The organism is Streptomyces sp. NPDC002795, assembly GCF_042888725.1.
In the GTDB taxonomy this organism is placed as follows: Bacteria; Actinomycetota; Actinomycetes; order Streptomycetales; family Streptomycetaceae; genus Streptomyces.
On the sequence record NZ_JBIAQB010000002.1, the window covers coordinates 724893 to 747219 of the forward strand.

Genomic DNA, 22327 nt, shown 5'->3' on the forward strand with positions numbered 1-22327 from the left:
GGTACGGCATGAACGCCGACGCCTTTCAAGCTGAACGGGCCCTGTCTCCCAGTGGAGACCCACAGAGCACCCGGTGGGTCATCCTCGATCCGCAGCTTTCGATCCACCGGGAGGGGACGGACTTCCTGACGTTCCTGCACGGTGCCGACCGGTCCGTGAACACCATCAGGGTCTACGCCGGGCGCCTGGCCTTGTTCCTGACTTGGTGCGCCGAGTACGCGGTCGACTGGAGGACCGTCACGCTGGCCGCGATGGCGCGCTTCCGGTTCTGGCTGGAGTCCACTCGCGGCAAGCGAGGCAAGTCGCGTTCCGGGGCGACGGTCAACGCGACGATCACGGCGGTGGTGGAGTATCTGCGGTACTGCGCTCTTCACGGTGTGATCGCGCCGGAGGTAGCGGACCGCTTGTCGCAACCGCGCTATCTCGCTACACCCCCACCAGGCTTCGATGCTGGTGAACGCGGGCAGTTCCGCACAGTGCGCGCGAAGGCAATCAAGTCGCGCGAGGTGGAGAAGCCCTACGAGGCTCTGTCCGAGGAACAGGTCGCTGCAACGGTGGCCGGCTGTCGTACGGCTCGCGACCGGTTCCTGGTGGTGCTGATGCTGGCGACCGGCATCCGTATCGGAGAGGCCCTGGGGCTACGGAGGCAGGACATGCACTTCCTGCCGGACTCCCGTGTGCTCGGCTGCAGCGTCTCCGGGGCTCACATCCACGTGCGCCACCGCCGGGACAACGAGAACAAGGCCCTGGCCAAGTCCCGTTATCCGCGAGTCGTCCCAGTCGATGGACCCACGGTGGCCGAGTACGTGGCCTATCGCGCTGACCGCGATGCCGTGGCCGAGGCCGAAGCGAACGATCTGGTCTTCGTCAACCTCTACCAGCGGCCTCTGGGCAAGGCGATGACCTATCAGGCGGCGAAGGGAATGTTCGAGCGGCTGTCGCGACAGTGCGGACTCGTCGTGCGCCCGCACATGCTGCGGCACACCGCCGCAACGGCCTGGGTTCGAGCCGGCGTGCCGATCGACGTCGTGCAACAGCTGATGGGGCACGTGTCGGCCGCGTCCACCGCGATCTACCTGCACGCCAACGAGCGTGAGAAGCGGGATGCCGTGGAGCGGGTGGCGGAGCGGCGGGCGGTGACCGCGTGATGCAGCAGGTACCCGCTTCGCCCTTGTCCTCACGCCCGGAGCTCGAGACGCCGGGCGTCGGCTGGTTGGCTTGGCTGCGCCAACACGTGCAGCCCGACTGGCGTCCGGGCGAGTGGGACCACGGGCGGATGTTCTTCGACGGTGATCTGGACAACGACGCCACGGGTGCGTCGCAGTGCAAGGTTGCCGCCTGCCGGACGCCGTGCCCTGGCCGTGTCGGCCGGTGCTCACCCTGCAAGGCGGCTGCCCGATCGAGCGATCTGTCGGCCGATGAGTTCGACGCGACGTACCAGCCGCCCCGGCAACGGCGCGCACGCGGGCTGTCGGATCGTGAGGCGTGCTTGGTTGCTGACAGCTCGGGACGATGCGCACGGGAAGCGGTAAGTCACGGGCTCTGCCCCACCCATGCTTCGACCTTCAGCGAGCGCAGAAGACGCAGCCCCGAGCTGAGCGTCGCGGACTGGCAGGGTTCCACGCGCCCCCAGCCGCTGCCGCACCAGGGAGAATGCCTCGTCGGCGGGTGCGTCCGTGAGCAGCAACAACTTCGCTTGTGTGGGTCACACCATGGGAAGTGGCGCCGCGAGCTCAGCAGCGGCAGGCGCACTCCCGACCAGCTTCTGGAGTGGGCCGCTGCTGCCGGCCCGTTCCTGCAGGTCCATCAGTTCTGGTGCGGCGGGCTTCGCCCCGTCGTCGCCCACGAGCTGCTGCTCGGACTGCAGGAACGCGACCGGGCAGGGCTGAGTATCAGTCCGCTCGCGGTACGGCTTGCCATCGCAGCCGTCGCAGACGTGGATAGCCTGTGCAGCCTGGACGTGTCGGCGCTGCGGCTCGGCGGGCAGCAGGGCAGCAGCCCGGCGCGCGCCTTGCTGGGGCAGATCCAGCGCATGGTCGAGCGTGCTCGTCGGCAGTACGAGGGGGCCGATCCGATGGCTGGTGAGGTCTGGGACGCGGCCGCCGTGGGGCTGTGGGCCGCAACCCATCGTCGCTACGACGCGGTGAAGGGCGACATCGATTTCCGTGTCGTCCGGCAGCAGTGGTTGCGCACACTGCTGATGGAATGGGCCCGCTCAGTTCGGCCGACCATCCAGGATCTGCGCACCTCCCTGCTGGCCTTCTCCGCCGCGTCCGAGGGGCTGGCCCAGAAGGCCGGTGGCGATACTCCTTCGCGTCTCGGCGCTGCGGACATGACGGCTGCCGTCGACGCGATCAAGAAATCCCGGAAGCAGAACGGGGATCCTCGGGCATCTGCCACCCAGGACAAGCTGGTCAGAGCGTGGTTCGCCGTGCTGGAGTTCGCCCGTGCAGGCGGGCTGATGGACGACGTTCCCGGTACCTTCAGCCGGGCTCGCCACCACCGTGTGGCTCCCGTCGAGGTCAACGAGGAACAGATCGGCCGAGCGTTGCCCGACACCGTCATTCGTCAGCTGGACGCCCAGTTGGATCTGCTAAGCGCCTCCCAGCGGGGCTGGCCGAAGGACCTTTCCCAGCTGTTCCACCGGACCATCTACGCCGTCCTGCGTGACACCGGGCGCCGCCTGAGCGAGGTCGCTAGCCTCAAGGTGGGCTGCGTCGAGCAGGAGGACGAGAGCTACCAACTGATCTACGACAACCACAAGGCCAAGAGGAACGGCCGCCGCCTGCCCATCGCGCAGAGCACAGCCGAGTTGATCATCCGCTGGGAACAGCGCCGTGCCGAACTCCCGCTGACCGAGCGCGCGGGACAGTGGCTCTTCCCCAGTGCCATGCACGGCTCCGGCCGCGGAAACGGGCACATCCGGGGTGACAGCATCTCAGCGGTACTACGCACCTGGGTGGACTCGCTCCCCCACATCGACAGCGGCATCCCGGGGCCGAACGGGCAGTCACTGCCCTTCGACCGCTCCCAGATCACCGCTCACGCCTTCCGCCACACCTACGCCCAGCGGCATGCAGACGCCGGTGTGCCCGTCGATGTCCTGCGCGACCTCATGGATCACACCTCGGTCGACACGACCATGGGCTACTACCAGGTGACCTTGAAGCGTAAGCGGGAAGCTGTGCGAGCCCTGGCGCCCCTGGCCGTGGACCGCACCGGCCGGTCGGCCCCTCTCGCCCAGAGCAAGTACGAGATCGCTTCGGTCGCCGTCCCGTTCGGCAACTGCACTGAGCCCTCCAACGTCAAGGCCGGCGGCGGATCTTGCCCTATCCGGTTCCAGTGCTCGGGCTGCACCTTTTACCGCCCTGACCCGTCATACCTGCCCGCCATCGAGGATCACGTACGCGGCTTGAAAGCCGACCGCGAGACCGCTGACGCCATCGGGGCAGCCGACTTTGTACTGACCAACCTCAACGCCCAGATCAACAGCTTCCAGGACGTGTCCGCCACCATGCGCGACCAGCTCACCGCCCTGCCCGACGACGAACGACAGCAGATCGAGGAAGCAAGCAAGATCCTCCGCAAGTCACGGGCCACCGCATCCCACAAGCTCCTGCCACTGACCGTGGCCAAGTCGCGCGAGGAGGATCAGTGACCGGTCACGAAAGCCGAGCTGCCGCTCTCAAGGCAGCGCGAGAGCGCGACAGCCAGAACAAGCGCCACCGCGTGCTGGAGGTTCTCGACTCCCTGCAGCGCGCGGGAACTAAGATCACGTTCGTCAGAGTGGCCAAGGAGGCAGGCGTTTCCAGCTGGCTCGCGTACTCGCCGGGGCTGCGCGAACACATCGACGCCGCCCGTCGGCGTCAGGAGGAGCTCGGCATCGAGGCGACAGCCGACGCCGTCCCACCACAGACCCGCGTCAGCAGCGCCAGTCTCAAAACCGACCTCGCACTTGCCCAGCAGCAGGTCAAGGAACTCCGCGACGAGCGCAACCGGCTGCGCGAACGACTCCGCCTCCAGCTCGGCACGGAACTGAACAACGCCGCCGCCAGCGAACTCACAGCCCGCGTAGAGGAATTGAGCCGCGCGAACGCAGTGCTCACCAAGGATCTCCAGCAAGCCCAAGCCGACAACGAGGCACTGCGCGCCACGATCGAGGACCTGGAGGACGACCTGACCGCAGCCCGGCAGAGTCTGCGCAAGATGATGCGCGCCACGTAGATTCAGATCAGGCTGCCACCACTCAGCACCGGAGCGACAGCATCGCCCGTACGATGCCGGTGCTGAACACAGTCCCGCCGAAGGAGGAACAGCGCATGGCCAGGAGGCAGAGCCCGGTGCGGCCCATCCATTTCCTCCTGGCTCCGCTCATGGCACGGCGCCTGTACCTATGGACGCTGGACAACCCCGGTCTCACCTACCGGGAAGCGCTGAAGTGGGAGAGCCGCTGGCAGCACGAGCGTGCCCGGCTGCGACAGGCTTATGGGCGATGGCTGTGGCGCCTGAAGGCGCCTCGGTTGGAACGGACTCCTCTGCGCGCTGGCCTCTTCAGCCCGGCTTTCCTCGCCGAGATGCGCTCCGTCCAGAGATCCATGAGCAGCAGTTGAGCAAAGCGGTGCCAGGCGGGCCCTTGCACCCACGCGAACCTGAACCCGCCACTCACCTCGAGACGGCCGAATCGTAGAAAGGGAGGACGTGGAGAACCGGTTCGCAGGAGGGTGCTCATCCTGTTCCGTGTGGGTGGCTGCACACGGTGGGTTCGTACGGAGAAGTGAGAGAGGCACCTGGGAGGTGCGCTGCGCGACGTGCCGCCACGTGGACAAGCTCGTCGAGGCGGACGACTTTGACCCCGACGAGCTCACCCTGCCCGCTGCACCACCGCCCGGGGCCGCTCCCGGCCTGCTCCTTCGTGTTCTCGGACTGAACCGATCCTGTTGGAAGTGCGGAAGGGGCACCACCTGCATCGTCGGTCTCTATCCGGCTCGGCCAGCACGCGGGTACTGCGGGCTCTTCACCACGGAGAACGCCCGGACGATGACACTCGCCGTGGGCCTTCTGGAGCGACACGGCCTGACGGATCTGACGGCGCCCGTGAGGCTCCGATACAGCGAGACCATGCGTGCCCGGTACCTGGCCAACGGGTGCCAACACTGTGACGCCCTCCAAGGAAACTTCCCTCTCCAAGAGGAAGCGTTCGCCCGAGTTGCGGCAGATGGCGGGCCGGACGGGCTCAACGCGCTGCTCATCGCCGAATGCCCTGCCCTCGCCTGGCAGGAAGTGGTGCACGATACCGGCGGCGGTGTCATCGCTGTGTGAAGCCAGGGCGATGCAGATCAGATGGCGCTCAACGGGGCGCCCTTGTGCGGGGATAGTTGGTCAAAACTCTGCGCGCGGCTCCTGTGCGAGGTTACGTCCGCTGCCGTTGAATCCTGCCGTACTGCCTATTCCAAGGTGTTCCAAGGTGCGGTTCATGACCTGGACTGCGAGATCCAGCGACTCCTTGTCTTCGATAACGCTGAACACTTCCTCTATTTTACTTCGGACGAGGAGTTTTTCGTCACTGGTCTGATCGACCTTGGCGGCATGAAGCGCCTTCTGCAGCACGGCAAAGGCGCGTAGGAACGACTCGACCTTCTTCTCCGGGTCGCCGGTCGCGAACTGAAGCTCGGCATACCGGCTGACCCACCAAACCGGTCCGAGGGTCTGATCAGTGAGCCGATCGAACAGTAGCTCGAGTTCGACAGTCTGTCGTGCATGTGCTGACCGCAGAACTACTTCTTCTTCAGCCCGCTGCTGTGCCAGTTGTTTATCTGCCTTGGTGATCCTAAGGCGCACGCCTGCCTCAACACCGATGCGCTGCTCGGCATCCCATATTTCCTGACAGAGCGCAGTGTTCATGGCGTCCTCTGCCGCGCCAAAGTCCAGCATCCGATACTGGCCAGCCACACCCTCCAGCGCTGCTGTGAGGAGGTGGCGCGCCAGGCCATCGGGAGCTAGGGGTCGGGGGGCGGAGGATTCACCGTTAATGCGCCAGCGGTAGTGGACGGTCGCACGGAAGTACAACCCGCGATCCTTGCTTTCCAGTGATGCCGAGAGGGAGCGACGATTGAAGAATCGTCGCCCCCTTCGCCAGCCAAGAACTCGAATCATGGTGCCGCGGAATCCGCCTCAGGTGAGTCAGGAACGGTCTGCTGTGCCGGCGTGGGCGCGAATGGCACGGCAGGCCCACCCGGTGCCACGCCGTACGCCCTCTGATACTCCACAAAAAGGGAAGCGAGTAGGGCGTCCTTCAACCGGCCGTCAGGCTTTACGACATCCCGCAGGGGAGCCTTGGCGATGCCCGTAACCCGGCTGAGTGCGATGATGATTTCGACCACGGGGCCCTCTGGCAACAAACCGTCCTCAGCGCTCCGGCGCCAGGTCAGCAGAACTTTCTGGGCTTGGGGCAAATCTTCACCGTTTTGAACGATGTGCTCCCATCCCTCTAGAAGGCGTCGACGTACTACTTTGCCTGCCTTACCCGTCTGATTGAGCGCCACTGCCAGAGGGGTCTTATCAAGCTGATCGACGCTAGAGGGAACGGTGAAGACGTCGTAGAAGACGCTCCATGCCGTTCCGGTCGGCTTACCTGAATTCGTGATCCAATGGACGACGGTGTCGGTCACGAGAGGTGCGAGATCCCCATCCGCGGCCAACGTACGCACAGCTTCGATGGCTTCCCGTTGTGCCACCTGTTGCGGGTCCTGAGAACCCGGCGAGTTGATGATGTAGCGAGCTCGGGTCAAAGCTTGGCTGGGGTACTCCTTCCCGAAGGAACCTGCGCAAGCTCGGGCGACGGCACGTTGGCGTGTCGGTTCCGATCTCCCTGCGGCCCACTTCGCCAGCTCAACCCTGGCCTGACTCCCCAGGGTAGCGTGCACGGCGAGATCGGAAATGAGGTCGCCGACAAGCTCCAGATGCTGCTTACTGCCGTTACGGAGCCAGCCTTCTGCCAGATCGAATAGGGGCTCTATGCCCACCGTCTCAGCAAGTTGAGTGAGCGAAGAAGCGAGCGCTTCAAGGTGACCCTCGGCCGGCCCCTGACTGATGTCCTGGAGCCACTGGGTGAGCACCTCCTCAGTCAGCTGCGTGTGCCTCGTCCAGAGGTATCGCAGGATTGCTGGCCCTTGCGACTCGTGGTCAAGTGATGCAACACCAGTAGCCTCATTGAAGGACATATCTGCTGGCTCGAGGCGCGTCGGTGCGTCCGGCATCGCGAGGAGCCCACCCTCAGGCATGGGTAGGTTGACTTTGCGGGCCTCAAGCAGGAGGTCAGCACTGTTCAGCACTACCGCAGCTGGCGCCTTATCCAGGAAGGCGCCAGCGATTCGGACGGCTCGCGTTTCGACTCCTTCCCGGCCTCCGGCGCTGAACCAGTCCCTCAGGTGGTTTTCCCAGCCCTTGTACTCATCAAGAGCTTCCTTGTCTGTGACGTGCTTGGCCCTTGCAATGATCGATGCCAGCCGAACCGCTTCACCGGGTGCGCAACCTTTCGGCAAAAGGCCATAGAACACGCCTTCTTCGTTGTCAATCCAGCCAGAGCGATCCCGCGTCTGCTCTTTGCTCTCCAGATACTTCTTGACAACATCACCGGGCTTTGGGCGATCGATCTCCACCACGAAGATCTCGGGATGGAGCGCGCCTGCTCGCGCCTGGGACCAGACGGCCCTCGTGGCAGTGATGACCATGTAGCTGCCTGCATTACGCAGCGTGGACGCATACGTCGCTAGATCGCTGTAGAAAGCATCGGGGAGGGACTGAGTAACACCACGCAGGTTGAGGAGATAGCCCGCGCCGCGCTCTACGGGCAGGCAGTCGACGTCCGGTTCATCCCAGTCAGGCCGTAGTTCGAAGAAGCGATCAGACGGGAGGTTTGTGGTGGCCAGCAGACGGAGCGCTGCCGACTTGCGGCCATGCTGCTCGGGAGCCAGCAGGACCACGATGCGGGCGGCTGTGCTCCCGTAGGAGGTTCGGATCGCTTGACCAGCCCTGTCAAAGCTGGTGTCTTTCTCGTCGCCAGGGGTGACGAAGCGGTTGGCCGGCATCAACGTGTCAGGGCTGATCGCACGCGGGCGCAAGCGCCGCAGTCCGGTCAGGTAATTCGTGATGTTGTTGTCCCGGCCAGCAACGTTCTGGTCACCATGGACGACATTGTCCTTGACGTCCTGTTCCACCGAGGGCTCAGGCGGGGTCGGCAACGACATCAGCGAGCTCCTCCGAAGTTGTTGTCCCGGCCAGCAACGTTTTGGTTGCCGAAGACGAAGTTGTTCTTAACGTCCTGCTTCACTGAGGCATCGGTAGGCGGCTCCACACCCTGCGCCTTCAGCGCATCGAGGAGCTCCTGGATTGTGTCGGGCTCGTCGCCGACGCAGGAGGCCAGAATCTCGCGCACCTGTGGCTCCACAGCGTTGATCATCGCCTCCCTCTGGTCAGGCTCAGCAGCCGCTACTACCTGCTCCAGCGAGTCGAGTCGAGCCACCGCCTCGGTTTCACCCTCAGCTGCACCACCGTGACGACGGCGTCGGAATGTGACCAGGCTCTTGAGGGCGGGCTTCCAGAGTTCGGTGCCCATGGCTCCCCCCATAGAGGCAGCGGCTGTGAGCAGAAGATCGGCCGATGTTGTCACGACAAACTCCCCCATGCGTGGCCGTCACAGCTCGGTCCTGCAGGCCAAAGATCCTGCTGTTCACTGCGACTTGTAGGAGGATGGTATGTCCACGTCGATCGTTTCAGGTGCCGAGCGAACACGGTGGCTTGATTCTGTTGATGGTGTAAGTGCCCTTGCAGCTCCAGAAGAACGCGAGCCAAGTAGCCACGCCTGAAAGCAGGCCTGCAGCACCTTTAGGTGCCCGCGTAACTCACATCCCAGACATCTCTTTTGCGCCTCCACCTGTAGAGACGTGCCGTTGACTAGAGATAAGGATGAAGCTGTGGGAGCTGCGTTCGTACGACCAGGTCATCAAGTTGGAGCAGGAGCGGCTCGTCTATCAGGCGCGGCTGCGTTCGCGGTTCGGGAAGGGGTGGCGGCGGAAGGCTCCGGTGGAGTCGCTGATGCCGCTGCGTCTGGCGCGTTACGGGGTGCCGCTGTCGCAGACCGCGCCGGAGGGTCTCGCGGCGGCGGGCATCGACCCGCAGTTGCTTCCGGCGGCTCCGCGCGAGGCTCCGGCCCAGCTCCCCTCGGCGCAGCCGCGGCCCGAGGCGCCCTCCGAGGATGTGGGCTATGTCCCGCCGGCGTTCAACGGGCAGCCGCGGAAGGAGTACCGGGGTGGTTACGACCCGAACTTCGAGCCGTCGGTGTCCGTTCCCGAGCCGGAGCACCAGGGCCGGTACGAGGAGCGGTCGCCGCGGGCCCAGGTGCCGGTGCCGGCTCCCCGCGCCCCGGAGCCCGAGCCGGAACCGCAGTTCCAGGAGCCGCAGTTCCCGGTGCCCAACGGGGCGGGCGGGACGCGGCCGATGGGGGACGGCGCTCCGGAACTCGTCGAGGAGCCCACGGACGACGAGCTCTATCAGGTGTTCCGGAACGCGATAGACGGCGAGGGGTATCCCACGAAGAAGGTGTTCGCGGCGAACGTGGAGGCGCAGTACAGGCAGCGGCTGACGCCGGACGACGTGGACCGGTACATGAACCAGTTCGCGGTCCGCTTCGAGCAGGACATGATGAGCGAGGCGTAGTGCCCTGGTGGCATGCGTGAGGGGCGGCACCGGATCGGATCCGGTGCCGCCCCTCACGTGTGTCCGGTGACCCGTTACGCGCCGAGCAGCTTGCGCACGCGGTCCGCGCCGACGGCGAGGAGCAGCGTGGGCAGTCGCGGTCCGGTGTCGCGGCCGACGAGCAGGTGGTAGAGCAGCGCGAAGAACGAGCGCTGGGCGACCTTGATCTCGGCGGGGAGTTCCTTGGCGGTGGCGTCGGCGGGGAAGCCGGCCTGCACCTTGGGAACGCCGTACACGTGGTGGGTCAGGCCGTCGAGCGACCAGTGGTCGTCGAGGCCTTCGAGGAGCAGGCGGATGGATTCGCGGCCCTGCTCGTCGAGTGCGGTGAGCGCCTCGGTGTCGGGCTCGGTGCGCACGATGGTGCGGGACTCGGCGGGTACGTACTTGGTGATCCAGGCCTCGGCCTTGTCGAGCCGGGGGCGGACGGTGTCCAGGTCCGTGACCGGGTTGTCCGGGTCGAGTTCGGAGAGGATCCGCTGGGTCTGCTCCTCGTCCCCCGCGGTGACGTCGGCGACGGAGGCGAGCGTGCGGTACGGCAGGGGGCGCGGGGTGCGGGGCAGTTCGCGGATCCCGACCTCGGCCGCGCGGGTGCCGTCGGCTGTCGGGCCTGCCTGTCCGGCCGGGGGTCCGGGGGTTGCCCCCCGGGAAGACACAGCGCGGCCTGCGACGCCGATGGCGCGGCTGTGGGCGGCGGCGTCGGCGGGCAGCGCGGTGCCGTCGGCGACCTTCGCGTTCAGCTTGTCCCACTCGTCGTAGAGCCGCTGGATCTCCTGGTCGAAGGCGATCTTGAACGACTGGTTGGGCCTGCGGCGGGCGTACAGCCAGCGCAGCAGCTGCGGTTCCATGATCTGGAGCGCGTCGCTGGGGGTGGGGACCCCGCCCTTGCTCGACGACATCTTGGCCATGCCGGAGATGCCGACGAAGGCGTACATCGGGCCGATGGGCTGCTTGCCGCCGAAGACCTGGTCGACGATCTGGCCGCCGACCTGGAACGACGAGCCCGGCGACGAGTGGTCGACGCCGGAGGGCTCGAAGATGACGCCTTCGTAGGCCCAGCGCATCGGCCAGTCGACCTTCCAGACCAGCTTGCCGCGGTTGAACTCCGACAGCGGGACGGTCTCGGTGTAGCCGTCGAGCGTGCAGGTGTAGGACAGCTCGGTGGTCTCGTCGTCGTACGACGTGACGGTGGTGAGGTCCTTGCCGCACTGGCCGCAGAACGGCTTGTACGGGTAGTAGCCGCCGGCGCCGCCGCTGCCGTCGTCCTCGGACGCGGCGCCGGAGCCCTCGGCGGCCTCCAGCTCGGCCTCGTCGAGCGGCTTCTGCTGCTGCTTCTTGCCGCCCTTGGCCGGGTCCTTCTTGGTGCGGTACTGGTCGAGGATCGCGTCGATGTCGCCGCGGTGCTTCATCGCGTGCAGGATCTGCTCGCGGTACGTACCGGCCTGGTACTGCTCGGTCTGGCTGATGCCGTCGAACTCGACGCCGAGGTCGGCGAGGGCCTGGACCATGGCGGCCTTGAAGTGCTCCGCCCAGTTCGGGTACGCGGATCCCGCGGGGGCCGGGACCGAGGTCAGCGGCTTGCCGATGTGCTCGGCCCAGGTCTCGTCGGTGCCGGGGACGCCGGCCGGGACCTTGCGGTAGCGGTCGTAGTCGTCCCAGGAGATGAGGTGCCGCACGGTGTGTCCGCGGCGGCGGACCTCGTCGGCGACCAGGTGCGGGGTCATGACCTCGCGGAGGTTGCCGAGGTGGATCGGGCCGGACGGGGAGAGGCCGGAGGCGACGACGACCGGTTTGCCCGGGGCACGACGCTCGGACTCGGCGATGACATCGTCCGCGTATCGGGAGACCCAGTCCGTGTTCTCGGTGGGCTCGGCGCCTGTGCTCTGGGCCACGATCGGTTGTCCCTCTCTTCGCATCCGGGGTGGGGCTTCATGTCTGCCCACCCCATTCTCCCAGCTTCCCGGTGCGGAACGAAAACGCGTTACGGCTTCGCGGCACGGCTCTGGGATACTGGTGGTGCATTCCAGCCCACCCCGACCAGAACGGCAGCCCCTACATGGCCCCGGTCAAGTCCATCACCGCCAACGTCAACGCACGCCTCGCCGACGCCCTGACTTCCGCCCTGCCGGAGGCCGGCGGCGCGGACCCGCTGCTGCGACGTAGCGACCGGGCCGACTACCAGGCCAACGGGATCCTGGCCCTCGCCAAGAAGGCGAAGGCGAACCCGCGGGAGCTGGCGACGCAGGTCGTCGAGAAGATCACGAACGGCGAGCTGATCGCCGACGTCGAGGTCTCTGGCCCCGGCTTCCTGAACGTGACGGTCACCGACAGGGCGATCACCGACACCCTCGCGGCGCGCGCCGCCGACACGGACCGGCTCGGCGTGCCGCTGAAGGACGTCCCCGGCACGACGGTCATCGACTACGCGCAGCCGAACGTGGCGAAGGAGATGCACGTCGGGCATCTGCGGTCCGCGGTGATCGGTGACGCGCTGCGCGGCATGCTCGACTTCACGGGCGAGAAGACGATCGGCCGGCACCACATCGGTGACTGGGGCACGCAGTTCGGCATGCTCATCCAGTACGTGATCGAGCACCCGGACGAGCTGCCGAAGGCCGGTGCGGACGCCGACGGCGAGCAGGCCATGTCGACGCTGAACCGGATCTACAAGGCCTCGCGTGCGGTCTTCGACGCGGACGAGGACTTCAAGGAGCGGGCCCGTAAGCGGGTCGTCGCGCTCCAGTCCGGCGACAAGGAGACCCTCGACCTGTGGCAGCGGTTCGTCGACGAGTCGAAGGTCTACTTCTACTCGGTCTTCGAGAAGCTCGACATGGAGATCCGGGACGACGAGATCGTCGGCGAGTCGGCGTACAACGACGGCATGCCGGAGACGGCCCGCATCCTGGAGGAGACGGGTGTCGCGGTCCGCTCGGACGGCGCGCTCGTCGTGTTCTTCGACGACATCAAGGGCAAGGACGACCAGCCGGTCCCGCTGATCGTGCAGAAGGCGGACGGCGGCTTCGGCTACGCGGCGTCCGACCTGACGGCGATCCGCAACCGTGTGACGGACCTGGACGCCACGTCGCTGCTCTACGTCGTGGACGTGCGGCAGTCGCTGCACTTCAAGATGGTCTTCGAGACGGCGCGGCGCGCGGGCTGGCTCTCCGACGACGTGTCCGCGCACAACATGGCGTACGGCACGGTGCTCGGCGCGGACGGCAAGCCGTTCAAGACGCGTGCGGGTGAGACGGTGCGGCTGGAGGACCTGCTCGACGAGGCGGTGCAGCGTGCCGCCGAGGTCGTGCGGGAGAAGGCGCGGGACCTCACCGAGGACGAGATCCAGGAGCGGGCCACGCAGGTCGGTATCGGTGCGGTGAAGTACGCGGACCTGTCGACGTCGCCGAGCCGGGACTACAAGTTCGACCTGGACCAGATGGTGTCGCTGCACGGTGACACGTCGGTGTACCTCCAGTACGCGTACGCCCGTATCCAGTCGATCCTGCGCAAGGCGGGTTCTACGGCTCCGGCCGCGCACGCGGAGCTCGAACTGGCCCCGGCGGAGCGGGCGTTGGGACTGCACCTGGACGCGTTCGGTGACACGGTCTTCGAGGCGGCGGCCGAGTACGCGCCGCACAAGCTGGCGGCGTACCTGTACCAGTTGGCGTCGCTGTACACGTCGTTCTACGACAAGTGCCCGGTCCTGAAGGCGGATTCGACGGAGCAGGTGGCCAACCGCCTCTTCTTGTGCGACCTGACGGCGCGGACGCTGCACCGCGGGATGGCGCTGCTCGGCATCCGCACGCCCGAGAAGCTCTGACCCGCACCTGTACGTGCGCCGCGGCCCGCCCTCCCGTTCCGGGAGGGCGGGCCGCGGCGCGTTCAGGCCAGCTCGGGCCAGCCGCGCCGGAAGCGGTCGAACGCGGCGGCCAGGGATTCGCGGGGGGCGGGGTCGGTGGCGACGAGGTCGGGCAGTTCGAGGATGTACCGGGACAGCAGGCGCAGCCCGACCTCGTCGGCGTCCGCCCCCGTCTCCTCCGCGATGACCTGGGCCAGTGCGTGCTCACAGTCGACCCACAGGGTGCGGGCGTAGCGACGCAGGGCGGGGGTGGTGACGACGAGGTCGAGCCTGCGCCGGAACTCGTTGTCGAGGTCGTCGGAGAACATGCCGCGTCCGGCCATGAACTCATGCAGCGCGTCCAGGACGGAGAGGTCTTCGGCGCGCTCGCGCACGGCCGCCGTCAGTGACGCCTTGCGCTCCTCGCTGTCGCCGAGGATCAGCGCCTCCTTCCCGCCGGGGAAGTGCGCGAACAGCGTGGTGAGGGCGGTGTCGGCGGCGGCCGCGATCTCGGCGACCTTCACGTTGTCGTAGCCGCGTTCAAGGAAGAGCCGCAGCGCCGCGTCGGAGAGCGCCCTGCGGGTGGCGGCCTTCTTTCGCTCACGACGGCCGGGGGTCTGCTGCGTCTGCGTCATGCCCTCACGATAACCGCCACCCCCTACTCACTTCAAAGTCGTAGCGATTGCGTTTTCATAGTCGCTATGGTTTTCTGAAATGGCAATGGAGGTCGTCAGCACACCGGAAGGAGCCCGCCATGACGTCCACAGACACCACCCCCACGCATACGACGGGAGCGGGCACGCTCTCGAAAGCCGCCTTCTGGACGGTCCTCGCGCTCGTCCTGCTGGCCGACGCGCTCGACATGATCGACTCGACGGTCACCAACATCGCGGCGCCGACGATCGTCGCCGACATCGGAGGCGGCGAAGCCCTGGTCAAGTGGCTCGGCTCGGCGTACGCCCTCGCGATGGGCGTGCTGCTCGTCATCGGCGGGCGGCTCGGCGACAAGTACGGTCAGCGCCGCCTGTTCCTGATCGGCATGACGGGCTTCACGCTCGCCTCCGCGCTCGCGGGCCTCTCCCCCGACCCGGCGCTGCTGATCGTCGCCCGCGTCCTCCAGGGCGCGTTCGGCGCGCTGCTGATCCCGCAGGGCATGGCGATCATGACGCGGAACTTCTCGCGGGAGCAGCTGAGCAAGGCGTTCGGCCTCTTCGGCCCGCTGCTCGGCCTGTCATCGGTCGGCGGCCCGATCCTCGCCGGATTCCTGATCGACGCCGACATCGCGGGCCTGACCTGGCGGCCCATCTTCCTGATCAACCTGATCCTCGGCACCGTCGGCGTCCTCGCCGCCGCCAGGCTGCTGCCGCGCGACGAGGGCGACCGTACGGTCACCGTCGACACCCGCGGCTCGGTGCTGCTCGCGGCGACGATGTTCGGCCTGATGCTGGGACTGATCGAGGGTTCCAGCAGCGGCTGGGGTCCTCTCGCCCTCGGCTCGCTCGCGGCGGGGCTGCTCTTCCTGGCGCTGTTCCTCCGCCGCCAGCGCACCGCGCCCGATCCCCTGATCAAGCCGTCCCTGCTCCGCAACAAGGGCTTCACATCGGCCCTGCTCCTCGGTCTGATGTTCTTCGCGGTGACCTCGGGTCTGATCTACGTGATCTCGCTGTTCATGCAGCAGGGCCTCGGCGCGGCCCCCGGCGACGCCGCGCTCGGGCTGCTCCCGCTCACCCTCGGCATCATCGTCGCGGCGTTCGCCACCATGGGCGGGCTGACGAAGAAGCTCGGCCGGAACGTGGTGACGCTCGGCCTGCTCCTCACGCTCGCGGGCGGCGCCTGGCTGCTGATGCTGGTCGTCGCCCAGGGCACCGGGCTCTCCCTCTGGGCGATGGCCCCGGCGGTCTTCCTCACCGGACTCGGCATGGGCTGCTGCTTCGGCACGGTCTTCGACCTCGCCCTCGGCGACGTCTCCGCCGAGGAGGCGGGCAGCGCGTCGGGCTCCCTCACCGCGATCCAGCAGCTCGCCAACGGCCTCGGCTCGGCGGTCGTCACCACGGTCTACTTCCACGCGGGCGCCCCCGCCCACGCGATGACCGTCTCCCTGACCGTGGTCCTCGTGGTGACGGCGGCCTGCCTGCCGGTGCTGCGGCTGCTGCCGCGGCGGGCGCCGGAGCAGGCGCACGGCCACTGAGCGAAAGCTCCGGACCGTACGTGGTGTGGCCCTACCCCTCGCGCTCGATCCACTCGCTGCCGCCCAGCGGGTAGTCGTATCCGGGGCGGCCGGAGTTTCCGCTCGTACGGAACGGGGTGCCGCCGTTGTCGACGTGGACGGTGCCGTGGCGGGTACCGCTCGACCAGTCGAGGGTGAGGTCCCAGCGGACGTCGTGCGCCTTGGCGTGCGCGGTGACGTAGAAGACCTCCGGGTCGGACTCGCTGACCTTGTACGGAAAGTCGCGCTGGCCGTTCTTGACGGTGACCGAGGGGCTGCCGTTGTCGAGGTCGATGTCGAACGACTTGGTCCCCACGTTGCCGCCGCAGCCGACGCCCATCGAGTAGTCGTTCCACGCGAGCGGGGCGGCCTTCCCGGCGACGCGTACGTGCAGGTCCTCCAGGACGACGGTCTCCTCGCCGGTCCCCTGCACGGTGAGGGCGACGCGCTGTTCGCCCGAGGAGACCGCCCCGTACGCGGCGGCCCAGCGCGGGGCGTCCTGCTCGCTCGCGGGCGGGCCGACCTGTTCGGGTGCGCTGTCGACGAGGAAGTGCTGGCTGCACGGGCTGTCGTATACGTAGGGGCGGGTCGCGACGTTGAGCGGCGCGGCGCCGCCGTCCTGGCCGCCGGGCGCTGCCGCGTCCGCCCCGCCGCTCTTCGCCGGGGCGGACGGGTCGCCGCTCCGGGCGCCGCCGCTGCCGCTCGGGGAAGGGGTAACGGCGGCGGCGGACGACTTTCCGGCGTGGGGGCGGCCGGTGCCGGTCGTCGAGGCGGTGACGCCGGGGCGGGCCGCCTGCCGTTCGCCGTCGCCGCCCGCGCCGTCCGCACCGCCGGACGGCAGGTTCACGGCGAGGACCACGGCCCCCAGGACCACGGCCGCCGCCGCGGAGGCGATCAGCGCGGTACGGCGACGGGGGCGTGGCGACGCGGCACCGGTCGGCGGGCCGGCGACGACGAGGGCGTCAGGGTCGTGGGGCGCGGGTGCGGGAGCCGGCGCGGGAGGCGTGGCGGAGGTCTGGGGGCTCTCGGGGCTCTGCTCCGGGCCCCGCGCCTCAGTCGTCGGCGGGGCTTGGGGTGCCTTCTTTCCTCGGGTCGCGTCCGCCAGGATCCACCGGCGGTGCAGCTCCACCAGTTCGTCCGGTGTCGCCTTGCAGAGCCGGGCCAGGCGCTCCACCGGGGCGTAGTCGTTCGGCACGGCGGTGCCGTTGCAGTAGCGGTGCAGCGTCGACGTGCTCATGTGCATCCGCTTGGCGAGCGTCCCGTAGCTCAGCCCCGAGCGGTCCTTCAGCTCCCGCAGCAGCGCGGCGAAGCCGTCCCCCGAGTCCTCAGACATCCGTTTCTCCATCCCCCGCGTCCCGGTCCCGCATTCCAGGGGGTGGCCATCTCCCCAGGTCAGAGCCCGTTTCGGCGTTCCAGTGTCCCGAACTCCCCGGCATACGTGGCGGCTGGGACGGATCACCCCACAAGCTCCAGTCATCAAAGCACCACACCCACCGCACCACCGAAGGGGCCCGACCGATGACTGCTCAGCGCACCTCCCGCACCTCCCGTACCCGTCTCCTCACCGCCGCCGCGACCATCACCCTCGCCGCGCTCTCCCTGACCGCGTGCAACGACGGGACGGGAGTCAACGACGAAGGCGCGTCGAAGGGTTCGCCCATGACCTCGTCCTCCGCCACCGACGCTCCGGCCTCGCAGGAGCCGGCCGCGAGCGAGGACCCCGCGCCCGCCGCCTCGAAGCCCGCCGCTTCGAAGCCCGCCGCGAACGCCCCCGCGTCAAAGACCCCCGTGTCCTCCAACAGGACGGTCACCTGCCAGGGCTCCAACACCAAGACCGTCGCGGCCCCACTGAACCGCCCCCTCAACCACATGCTGCTCACGGTCACCAACACCGGCTCCAACACCTGCTACCTCTACGGCTACCCGGCCGTACAGTTCGGCGAGGCCCAGTCCGTGCCCCCGGTCGACGAGGGCACCAAGCCGCAGGCCGTCGTCACGCTCAAGCCCGGTGAGTCCGGCTACGCCTCCGTGAACCTGTCCGCCGCCGACGGCAGCGGCGCGCACGGCCACACGGAGAAGTCCCTGGCCGTCCACTTCTCCAGCCGCGCCGGCAGCGAGGACCTCACCCCGGCCCACCCGTCGCTGCCCGCCGAAGGCCTCCACATCGACGACTCGCTGAAGGTCACGTACTGGCAGCAGTCGATGGACGACGCCATCAGCTGGTGACACCGGCCGCACCGGGAACCCTCGGGCGCACGCACCCGTTCTCTGAACGACGCACGCGGCACGACGACAAAGCGGGGGACCCCATGGCACTGTTCGGCAACGCTCACCCGATCGACCTGGCCAAGGCGGCGCAGGACTACGGGCGGCTGCTCGGCCAGGGTGAGCAGATATACGGCGCGTACCAGTTGATACGCGACGCGATCCTGCTCACCGACCGGCGCATGATCCTCATCGACAAGCAGGGGATGACGGGCAAGAAGGTCGAGTACCACTCGGTGCCCTACCGCAGCATCTCCCACTTCGCCGTGGAGACGGCCGGCCACTTCGACCTGGACGCCGAACTCAAGATCTGGATCTCGGGGAACGCGGTACCGATCGAGAAGACCTTCACCAAGGGGGTCGACATCTACGAGGTGCAGGCGATCCTGACGCAATTCGTCGCCCGCTGACGCTGACGCCGTAGCCGTACGCCGATTTTGTACGGGTGATGTACGGGCGCCGCATGCTCCACGGCGGGCGAACCGGGGGAGCTTTATGACCATGACCTCCAGGCAAGCTCCTCGGAAGCGGAACATCTCGACGATGAAGATGGTCGGCTGCCAGCTCAAGGCGGCCCGCCAGTCGGCGGGTTACACCCAGGCCCAGCTCGGCGAGCTCCTCGGCATGGAGGAGGAGACCATCGCCTCCATCGAACAGGGCAGACGCGCGCTGCTGCCGGATCTGGCGGACCGGCTGGACGAACTCCTCGACACCAAGGGCCTGTTGAGCATCGGTGTGGCCAACATGCCGGAGGTCGACCAGTTCCCGTTGTGGGCGGAGGAGTACATGCGGCAGGAGCGGGAGGCCACGGCCATCTCCTGGTACGACGCGCTCGTGGTGCCGGGCATCCTTCAGACGGAGGAGTACGCGCAGGCTGTACTGCGCGAGCGCGTACCGGCGTACGGCGAGGACGAGATCGAGGCGAAGACGGCGGGACGCGTCGCCCGGCAGGAGGTCCTGCATCGCAAGGTGCCGCCGACGCTGAGCTTCGTGGTGTGGGAGCCGGTGCTGCACGCGGCGGTGGGCGGGCCGAGGGTCCGGCGTGAGCAGTTGCGCCACCTACGGTCGTGTGCCGAACTCCCGGCGGTCTCGCTGCAGTTCCTGCCTCTGGACAGCCCGTCCAATGCCGGGCTGAACGGCCCGTTCACGCTCCTCGAAACCCCGGATCACCAGCATCTCGCGTACACCGAGTCGCAGCGCGGCAGCCAACTGGTGGCCGGCCCCGACGACGTATCCATCCTGACGCGCAAATATGCGATGCTGCGAACGCAGGCCCTCACCGCGCAGCAGTCCCTGGGCCTGGTGGACCGACTGCTAGGAGAACTGTGAGCACCGCAGCAGCAGAACTGAAGTGGTTCAAGTCGACCTACAGCGGCGACGAAGGCGGGCAGTGCGTCGAGGTCGCCGCCTGCCCCCACGCCGACACCGTCCACGTACGGGACTCCAAGAACCCCGAAGGGCCCACGTTCATGGTCCGGCCACAGGCGTGGTCGGCGTTCGCCGGGTTCGCCGCGACGTGACCTTGAGTGCGGGAGATAATCGCGCCATGTCTGCTCCCGAAGATCTCAGCGGCCTGAGCGACGCCGAGCTCTACCGGATCAAGTTCGTCCGGCGCCTCCCCGAGGCGCTGGACGAGCTCGCAGGGCCCGAGCACGGCGTCGTGGACCTGCCGCTGCACGTGGCCTGGTCGGGAGTGACGTCGTACGACGTCGACCGGCCGCGCCAGCGCATGGTGCTGTACAGCACAGTGCTGCAAGAGGGGATGCATGACGACCTGGTCGCCTACCTGAACCGCGACTTCCTCCTCGCCCAATGGCCGGTCCTGCGCAAACTGGTCGGGCGTACGGTGCGCACCGTCTGGGAGAACGCCTTTCCCGAGCTGCGGACTGCCGCGTGAAGATGCCCGACCTGCACGCCCGGCTCCTGGCCGACGTGATCGCCATTGGTTCCCCGTACCCGCTCGTCCTGACGGGAGGCTATGCCGTCCAGGCCCACGATCTGGTGGCCCGCCCCAGCCAGGATCTCGACGTCGCCACCGAGAATCCGGCGCCCATGGACGACATCGCCGCAGCGCTTCGTGACGGGCTGGAGAAGCGGGGCTGGCAGGTAGCCGAGATCGAGATCGCCCCTCTCTCCGCCCGCTTCACCGTCACCGAATGGACCACAGGCATCGCCTGCGAAGTCGATGTCCTCAAGGAGTGCTTCTACCGGCCTCCGATGTCGACCACGTACGGCCCGGTCCTCGCCGAGGAGGACGTGATCGGCACCAAGATCCGCGCCCTCGCGGGACGCACCGTTCCCCGTGACCTCATCGACGCGTTCGCCGCGTCCCGACGGTGGACGAACGCGGACCTGGAGCAGTTCGGCCGCAGGCACTCCCGCGAACGCTTCGATCTGGAAGGCCTCCAGGAGCACCTCGTCGGGGCGGAGTGGTTCGACGACGCCCACTTCGAGGCCTACGGCCTCGACGCCCCCACCATCCACGCCCTGCGCACCTGGGCCCAGGCCTGGGCCGAAGACCTGGCCGAGCGCCTGCACGACGAGGACGACGGAGAGTCGGGCGGGGACTCCTGACGGTGCGCGACGGGGGTCACCCGCGTCGCAGCTCCCCTTTCACCACCTTCCCGCTCGCATTCCTCGGCAGCTCCCCCACGAACTCGACCGACCTGGGCACCTTGTAGTTCGCCATCTCGCGGCGGGACCAGGCGATGAGGTCGTCCTCCGTGAGAACCGTGCCGGGCCTGCGCACCACATACGCCTTCCCGACCTCGCCGAGGCGTCCGTCGGGGACGCCGACCACCGCTACGTCCGCGACGTCCTGGTGCAGGCCGATGAGCTGCTCGATCTCGGCGGGGTACGCGTTGAAGCCGCCGACGATGAACATGTCCTTGATGCGGTCGGTGATCCGGAGGTTGCCGGCCGCGTCCATGACGCCGACGTCTCCGGTCCGCAGCCAGCCGTCCCCGGTGATCGTCTCGGCCGTGGCGGCGGGGTCCTCGAAGTAGCCGCGCATGACGTTGAAGCCGCGGACGAGGACCTCGCCCGGCTCGCCCGAGGCCGCCGAATCGACCCGGACCTCCGTGCCCGGTATCGCCCTCCCCGACGTCTCGGCGATCACCTCCGCCGGGTCGCCGCGGCGGCACATCGTGGCGATGCCGCTGGACTCGGAGAGGCCGTACGCGGTGAGGACCGTGGCCACGCCGAGTTCGCCGCGCAGCCGTTCCACCAGGCGCAGCGGGACCACCGCCGCGCCCGTCACGACGAGCCGCAGCGCCGACAGGTCGTGGGAGTCGCGCGCCGGGTGGTCGAGGAGTGACTGGTGGAGCGTGGGCGGGCCCGGCAGGACCGAGATGCGCTCGGAGGCGATGTTGGCGAGGGCCGTGTCCACGTTGAAGACGGGCTGCGGCACCATCGTCGCGCCCCGCATCAGGCAGGCGAGGACCCCCGCCTTGTAGCCGAACGTGTGGAAGAACGGGTTCACGATCAGATAGCGGTCGCCCTCGCGCAGGCCCGCGAGGTCCGCCCAGATCTCGTAGCCGCGCAGGGTCTGCGCGTGGGTGATGACGGCGCCCTTGGGGCGGCCCGTGGTGCCCGACGTGAAGATGATGTCGGAGGGCGCGGAGGCGTCGACGGCGGCGGAGCGTTCGCGGACCTCGGTGGCCGTGACCTTGTCGCCCGCTGCCAGGAACTCCTTCCAGGTCCGGTAGCCGGGGGCCTCCGGCGCGCCGTCGCCGAGCACCACCACCTGTTCCAGACAGGGAAGTTCGGCCCCCGCCTCCTGCGCGCGGCGCAGCGACGCCACGTAGGACGTGCCGAGGAAGGTGCCCGTGACGAACAGCAGGCGGGCCCGGGAGCGGGCCAGGATGTCCGCTGCCTCGCCGCCCTTGAAGCGGGTGTTGAGCGGTACGAGGACGGCTCCCGCGCTCACCGCGCCCAGCGCCGAGACGATCCAGTCCAGCGTGTTCGGCGCCCAGACCGCGACCCGGTCCCCCGCCTCGACGCCCGCCGCCATGCACGCCGCCGCGGCCCGCTCGACGCGTTCACCGAGTTCCGCGTACGAGATCCGGGTACGCCCCTCGACCACGGCCTCGCGCTCGCCGTACCGTTCGGCAGCGTCCCGTACCAGCTCCGGGACCGTTCCCCACTCGCCATCCGTACGCATCGAGCGACCTCCCACAACGCCGTAGCTGACTATCCGTCAGATTAGCTGTAGCCTGACGCGCTGTCAGCAGAGCGAACCGGGCGGCAGACAGCAACCATGTGGGGGTGCC

General features: G+C 68.0%; 20 protein-coding genes. 13 read left to right on the top strand and 7 right to left on the bottom strand.

Features of this window, described 5'->3' with window-relative positions:
* Positions 1-8 precede the first annotated feature (8 nt).
* The 4 genes from ACFYWS_RS07960 (at position 9) to ACFYWS_RS07975 (ending at position 5319) form a co-directional block, all read left to right on the top strand.
* Positions 9-1148: a tyrosine-type recombinase/integrase gene (locus ACFYWS_RS07960; RefSeq protein WP_389270969.1), complete on the top strand. Its 1140-nt coding sequence runs from the start codon at positions 9-11 to the stop codon at positions 1146-1148.
* On the top strand, positions 1148-3658 hold the full coding sequence (locus ACFYWS_RS07965; RefSeq protein ID WP_389271787.1) for a tyrosine-type recombinase/integrase: 2511 nt from the start codon (positions 1148-1150) through the stop codon (positions 3656-3658). The genes ACFYWS_RS07960 and ACFYWS_RS07965 overlap by 1 nt, the downstream gene beginning before the upstream one ends.
* Positions 3655-4224, top strand: coding sequence for a DUF6262 family protein (locus tag ACFYWS_RS07970; RefSeq protein WP_389270972.1), 570 nt, complete (start codon positions 3655-3657; stop codon positions 4222-4224). Before ACFYWS_RS07965 ends, ACFYWS_RS07970 begins: the two co-directional genes overlap by 4 nt.
* Positions 4225-4818: 594 nt before the next feature.
* Complete coding sequence (locus ACFYWS_RS07975) at positions 4819-5319, top strand: hypothetical protein (RefSeq protein ID WP_389270975.1); 501 nt, start codon at positions 4819-4821, stop codon at positions 5317-5319.
* A gap of 60 nt (positions 5320-5379) precedes the next feature.
* Here ACFYWS_RS07975 and ACFYWS_RS07980 read toward each other — a convergent pair whose 3' ends face one another.
* Genes ACFYWS_RS07980 through ACFYWS_RS07990 form a run of 3 tightly spaced genes read right to left on the bottom strand, consistent with a single transcriptional unit; the run spans position 5380 to position 8614 of the window.
* Positions 5380-6153, bottom strand: coding sequence for a hypothetical protein (locus ACFYWS_RS07980; RefSeq protein ID WP_389270978.1), 774 nt, complete (start codon positions 6151-6153; stop codon positions 5380-5382).
* Positions 6150-8246 (bottom strand): hypothetical protein, encoded by a 2097-nt coding sequence (locus tag ACFYWS_RS07985; RefSeq protein WP_389270981.1) that lies wholly within the window; start codon positions 8244-8246, stop codon positions 6150-6152. The genes ACFYWS_RS07980 and ACFYWS_RS07985 overlap by 4 nt, the downstream gene beginning before the upstream one ends.
* A complete protein-coding gene (locus tag ACFYWS_RS07990; protein WP_389270984.1) occupies positions 8246-8614 on the bottom strand; it encodes a hypothetical protein in 369 nt (122 codons plus the stop codon). The genes ACFYWS_RS07985 and ACFYWS_RS07990 overlap by 1 nt, the downstream gene beginning before the upstream one ends.
* A 350-nt stretch (positions 8615-8964) precedes the next feature.
* On the opposite strand from ACFYWS_RS07990, the gene ACFYWS_RS07995 reads away from it, so the two are divergent.
* Positions 8965-9714, top strand: a complete 750-nt coding sequence (locus tag ACFYWS_RS07995; RefSeq protein WP_389270987.1) for a hypothetical protein — start codon at positions 8965-8967, stop codon at positions 9712-9714.
* Between the two features lie 74 nt (positions 9715-9788).
* Here ACFYWS_RS07995 and ACFYWS_RS08000 read toward each other — a convergent pair whose 3' ends face one another.
* Entirely contained in the window at positions 9789-11666 is a 1878-nt protein-coding gene (locus ACFYWS_RS08000) for a lysine--tRNA ligase (protein ID WP_389270990.1), read from the bottom strand.
* Between the two features lie 140 nt (positions 11667-11806).
* On the opposite strand from ACFYWS_RS08000, the gene argS reads away from it, so the two are divergent.
* Positions 11807-13567, top strand: a complete 1761-nt coding sequence (gene argS / locus ACFYWS_RS08005; protein WP_389270993.1) for an arginine--tRNA ligase — start codon at positions 11807-11809, stop codon at positions 13565-13567.
* Positions 13568-13629: 62 nt separating this feature from the next.
* Here argS and ACFYWS_RS08010 read toward each other — a convergent pair whose 3' ends face one another.
* Positions 13630-14220, bottom strand: a complete 591-nt coding sequence (locus ACFYWS_RS08010) for a TetR/AcrR family transcriptional regulator (protein WP_389270996.1) — start codon at positions 14218-14220, stop codon at positions 13630-13632.
* Positions 14221-14339: 119 nt separating this feature from the next.
* Between ACFYWS_RS08010 and ACFYWS_RS08015 the strand changes: the two genes are divergently transcribed.
* Positions 14340-15773, top strand: coding sequence for an MFS transporter (locus tag ACFYWS_RS08015; RefSeq protein WP_389270999.1), 1434 nt, complete (start codon positions 14340-14342; stop codon positions 15771-15773).
* Between the two features lie 31 nt (positions 15774-15804).
* On the opposite strand, the gene ACFYWS_RS08020 is transcribed toward ACFYWS_RS08015, so the two are convergent.
* Positions 15805-17124 carry a helix-turn-helix domain-containing protein gene (locus tag ACFYWS_RS08020; RefSeq protein WP_389271002.1) on the bottom strand — a complete coding sequence of 440 codons (1320 nt, stop codon included), beginning with the start codon at positions 17122-17124 and terminating at the stop codon, positions 15805-15807.
* Positions 17125-17309: 185 nt separating this feature from the next.
* Here ACFYWS_RS08020 and ACFYWS_RS08025 point away from each other — a divergent pair, with 185 nt between their 5' ends.
* The 6 genes from ACFYWS_RS08025 to ACFYWS_RS08050 all read left to right on the top strand — a co-directional run bounded on the left by ACFYWS_RS08025 (position 17310) and on the right by ACFYWS_RS08050 (position 20630).
* Positions 17310-18017 carry a DUF4232 domain-containing protein gene (locus ACFYWS_RS08025; RefSeq protein WP_389271005.1) on the top strand — a complete coding sequence of 236 codons (708 nt, stop codon included), beginning with the start codon at positions 17310-17312 and terminating at the stop codon, positions 18015-18017.
* An 83-nt stretch (positions 18018-18100) separates the two neighbouring features.
* Entirely contained in the window at positions 18101-18466 is a 366-nt protein-coding gene (locus tag ACFYWS_RS08030; protein WP_389271008.1) for a PH domain-containing protein, read from the top strand.
* A 91-nt stretch (positions 18467-18557) separates the two neighbouring features.
* Positions 18558-19385 carry a Scr1 family TA system antitoxin-like transcriptional regulator gene (locus tag ACFYWS_RS08035; RefSeq protein WP_389271011.1) on the top strand — a complete coding sequence of 276 codons (828 nt, stop codon included), beginning with the start codon at positions 18558-18560 and terminating at the stop codon, positions 19383-19385.
* Positions 19382-19576, top strand: a complete 195-nt coding sequence (locus ACFYWS_RS08040) for a DUF397 domain-containing protein (RefSeq protein WP_389271014.1) — start codon at positions 19382-19384, stop codon at positions 19574-19576. Before ACFYWS_RS08035 ends, ACFYWS_RS08040 begins: the two co-directional genes overlap by 4 nt.
* Before the next feature lie 26 nt (positions 19577-19602).
* Positions 19603-19953 (top strand): hypothetical protein, encoded by a 351-nt coding sequence (locus ACFYWS_RS08045; RefSeq protein WP_389271017.1) that lies wholly within the window; start codon positions 19603-19605, stop codon positions 19951-19953.
* 2 nt (positions 19954-19955) lie between these two features.
* On the top strand, positions 19956-20630 hold the full coding sequence (locus ACFYWS_RS08050) for a nucleotidyl transferase AbiEii/AbiGii toxin family protein (RefSeq protein WP_389271790.1): 675 nt from the start codon (positions 19956-19958) through the stop codon (positions 20628-20630).
* 16 nt (positions 20631-20646) lie between these two features.
* Here ACFYWS_RS08050 and ACFYWS_RS08055 read toward each other — a convergent pair whose 3' ends face one another.
* Positions 20647-22218, bottom strand: a complete 1572-nt coding sequence (locus ACFYWS_RS08055; RefSeq protein WP_389271020.1) for a FadD3 family acyl-CoA ligase — start codon at positions 22216-22218, stop codon at positions 20647-20649.
* Positions 22219-22327: the final 109 nt, after the last annotated feature.

Excerpts from the sequence above, each read along its gene's own strand:
- ACFYWS_RS07960 (WP_389270969.1), top strand. The coding sequence starts at position 9 with ATGAACGCCGACGCCTTTCAAGCTGAACGGGCCCTGTCTCCCAGTGGA.
- ACFYWS_RS07965 (WP_389271787.1), top strand. The coding sequence starts at position 1,148 with ATGCAGCAGGTACCCGCTTCGCCCTTGTCCTCACGCCCGGAGCTCGAG.
- ACFYWS_RS07980 (WP_389270978.1), bottom strand. The coding sequence starts at position 6,153 with ATGATTCGAGTTCTTGGCTGGCGAAGGGGGCGACGATTCTTCAATCGT.
- ACFYWS_RS07985 (WP_389270981.1), bottom strand. The coding sequence starts at position 8,246 with ATGTCGTTGCCGACCCCGCCTGAGCCCTCGGTGGAACAGGACGTCAAG.
- ACFYWS_RS07990 (WP_389270984.1), bottom strand. The coding sequence starts at position 8,614 with ATGGGCACCGAACTCTGGAAGCCCGCCCTCAAGAGCCTGGTCACATTC.
- ACFYWS_RS07995 (WP_389270987.1), top strand. The coding sequence starts at position 8,965 with ATGAAGCTGTGGGAGCTGCGTTCGTACGACCAGGTCATCAAGTTGGAG.
- ACFYWS_RS08000 (WP_389270990.1), bottom strand. The coding sequence starts at position 11,666 with ATGCGAAGAGAGGGACAACCGATCGTGGCCCAGAGCACAGGCGCCGAG.
- argS (WP_389270993.1), top strand. The coding sequence starts at position 11,807 with ATGGCCCCGGTCAAGTCCATCACCGCCAACGTCAACGCACGCCTCGCC.
- ACFYWS_RS08010 (WP_389270996.1), bottom strand. The coding sequence starts at position 14,220 with ATGACGCAGACGCAGCAGACCCCCGGCCGTCGTGAGCGAAAGAAGGCC.
- ACFYWS_RS08015 (WP_389270999.1), top strand. The coding sequence starts at position 14,340 with ATGACGTCCACAGACACCACCCCCACGCATACGACGGGAGCGGGCACG.
- ACFYWS_RS08020 (WP_389271002.1), bottom strand. The coding sequence starts at position 17,124 with ATGTCTGAGGACTCGGGGGACGGCTTCGCCGCGCTGCTGCGGGAGCTG.
- ACFYWS_RS08025 (WP_389271005.1), top strand. The coding sequence starts at position 17,310 with ATGACTGCTCAGCGCACCTCCCGCACCTCCCGTACCCGTCTCCTCACC.
- ACFYWS_RS08030 (WP_389271008.1), top strand. The coding sequence starts at position 18,101 with ATGGCACTGTTCGGCAACGCTCACCCGATCGACCTGGCCAAGGCGGCG.
- ACFYWS_RS08035 (WP_389271011.1), top strand. The coding sequence starts at position 18,558 with ATGACCTCCAGGCAAGCTCCTCGGAAGCGGAACATCTCGACGATGAAG.
- ACFYWS_RS08045 (WP_389271017.1), top strand. The coding sequence starts at position 19,603 with ATGTCTGCTCCCGAAGATCTCAGCGGCCTGAGCGACGCCGAGCTCTAC.
- ACFYWS_RS08050 (WP_389271790.1), top strand. The coding sequence starts at position 19,956 with ATGCCCGACCTGCACGCCCGGCTCCTGGCCGACGTGATCGCCATTGGT.
- ACFYWS_RS08055 (WP_389271020.1), bottom strand. The coding sequence starts at position 22,218 with ATGCGTACGGATGGCGAGTGGGGAACGGTCCCGGAGCTGGTACGGGAC.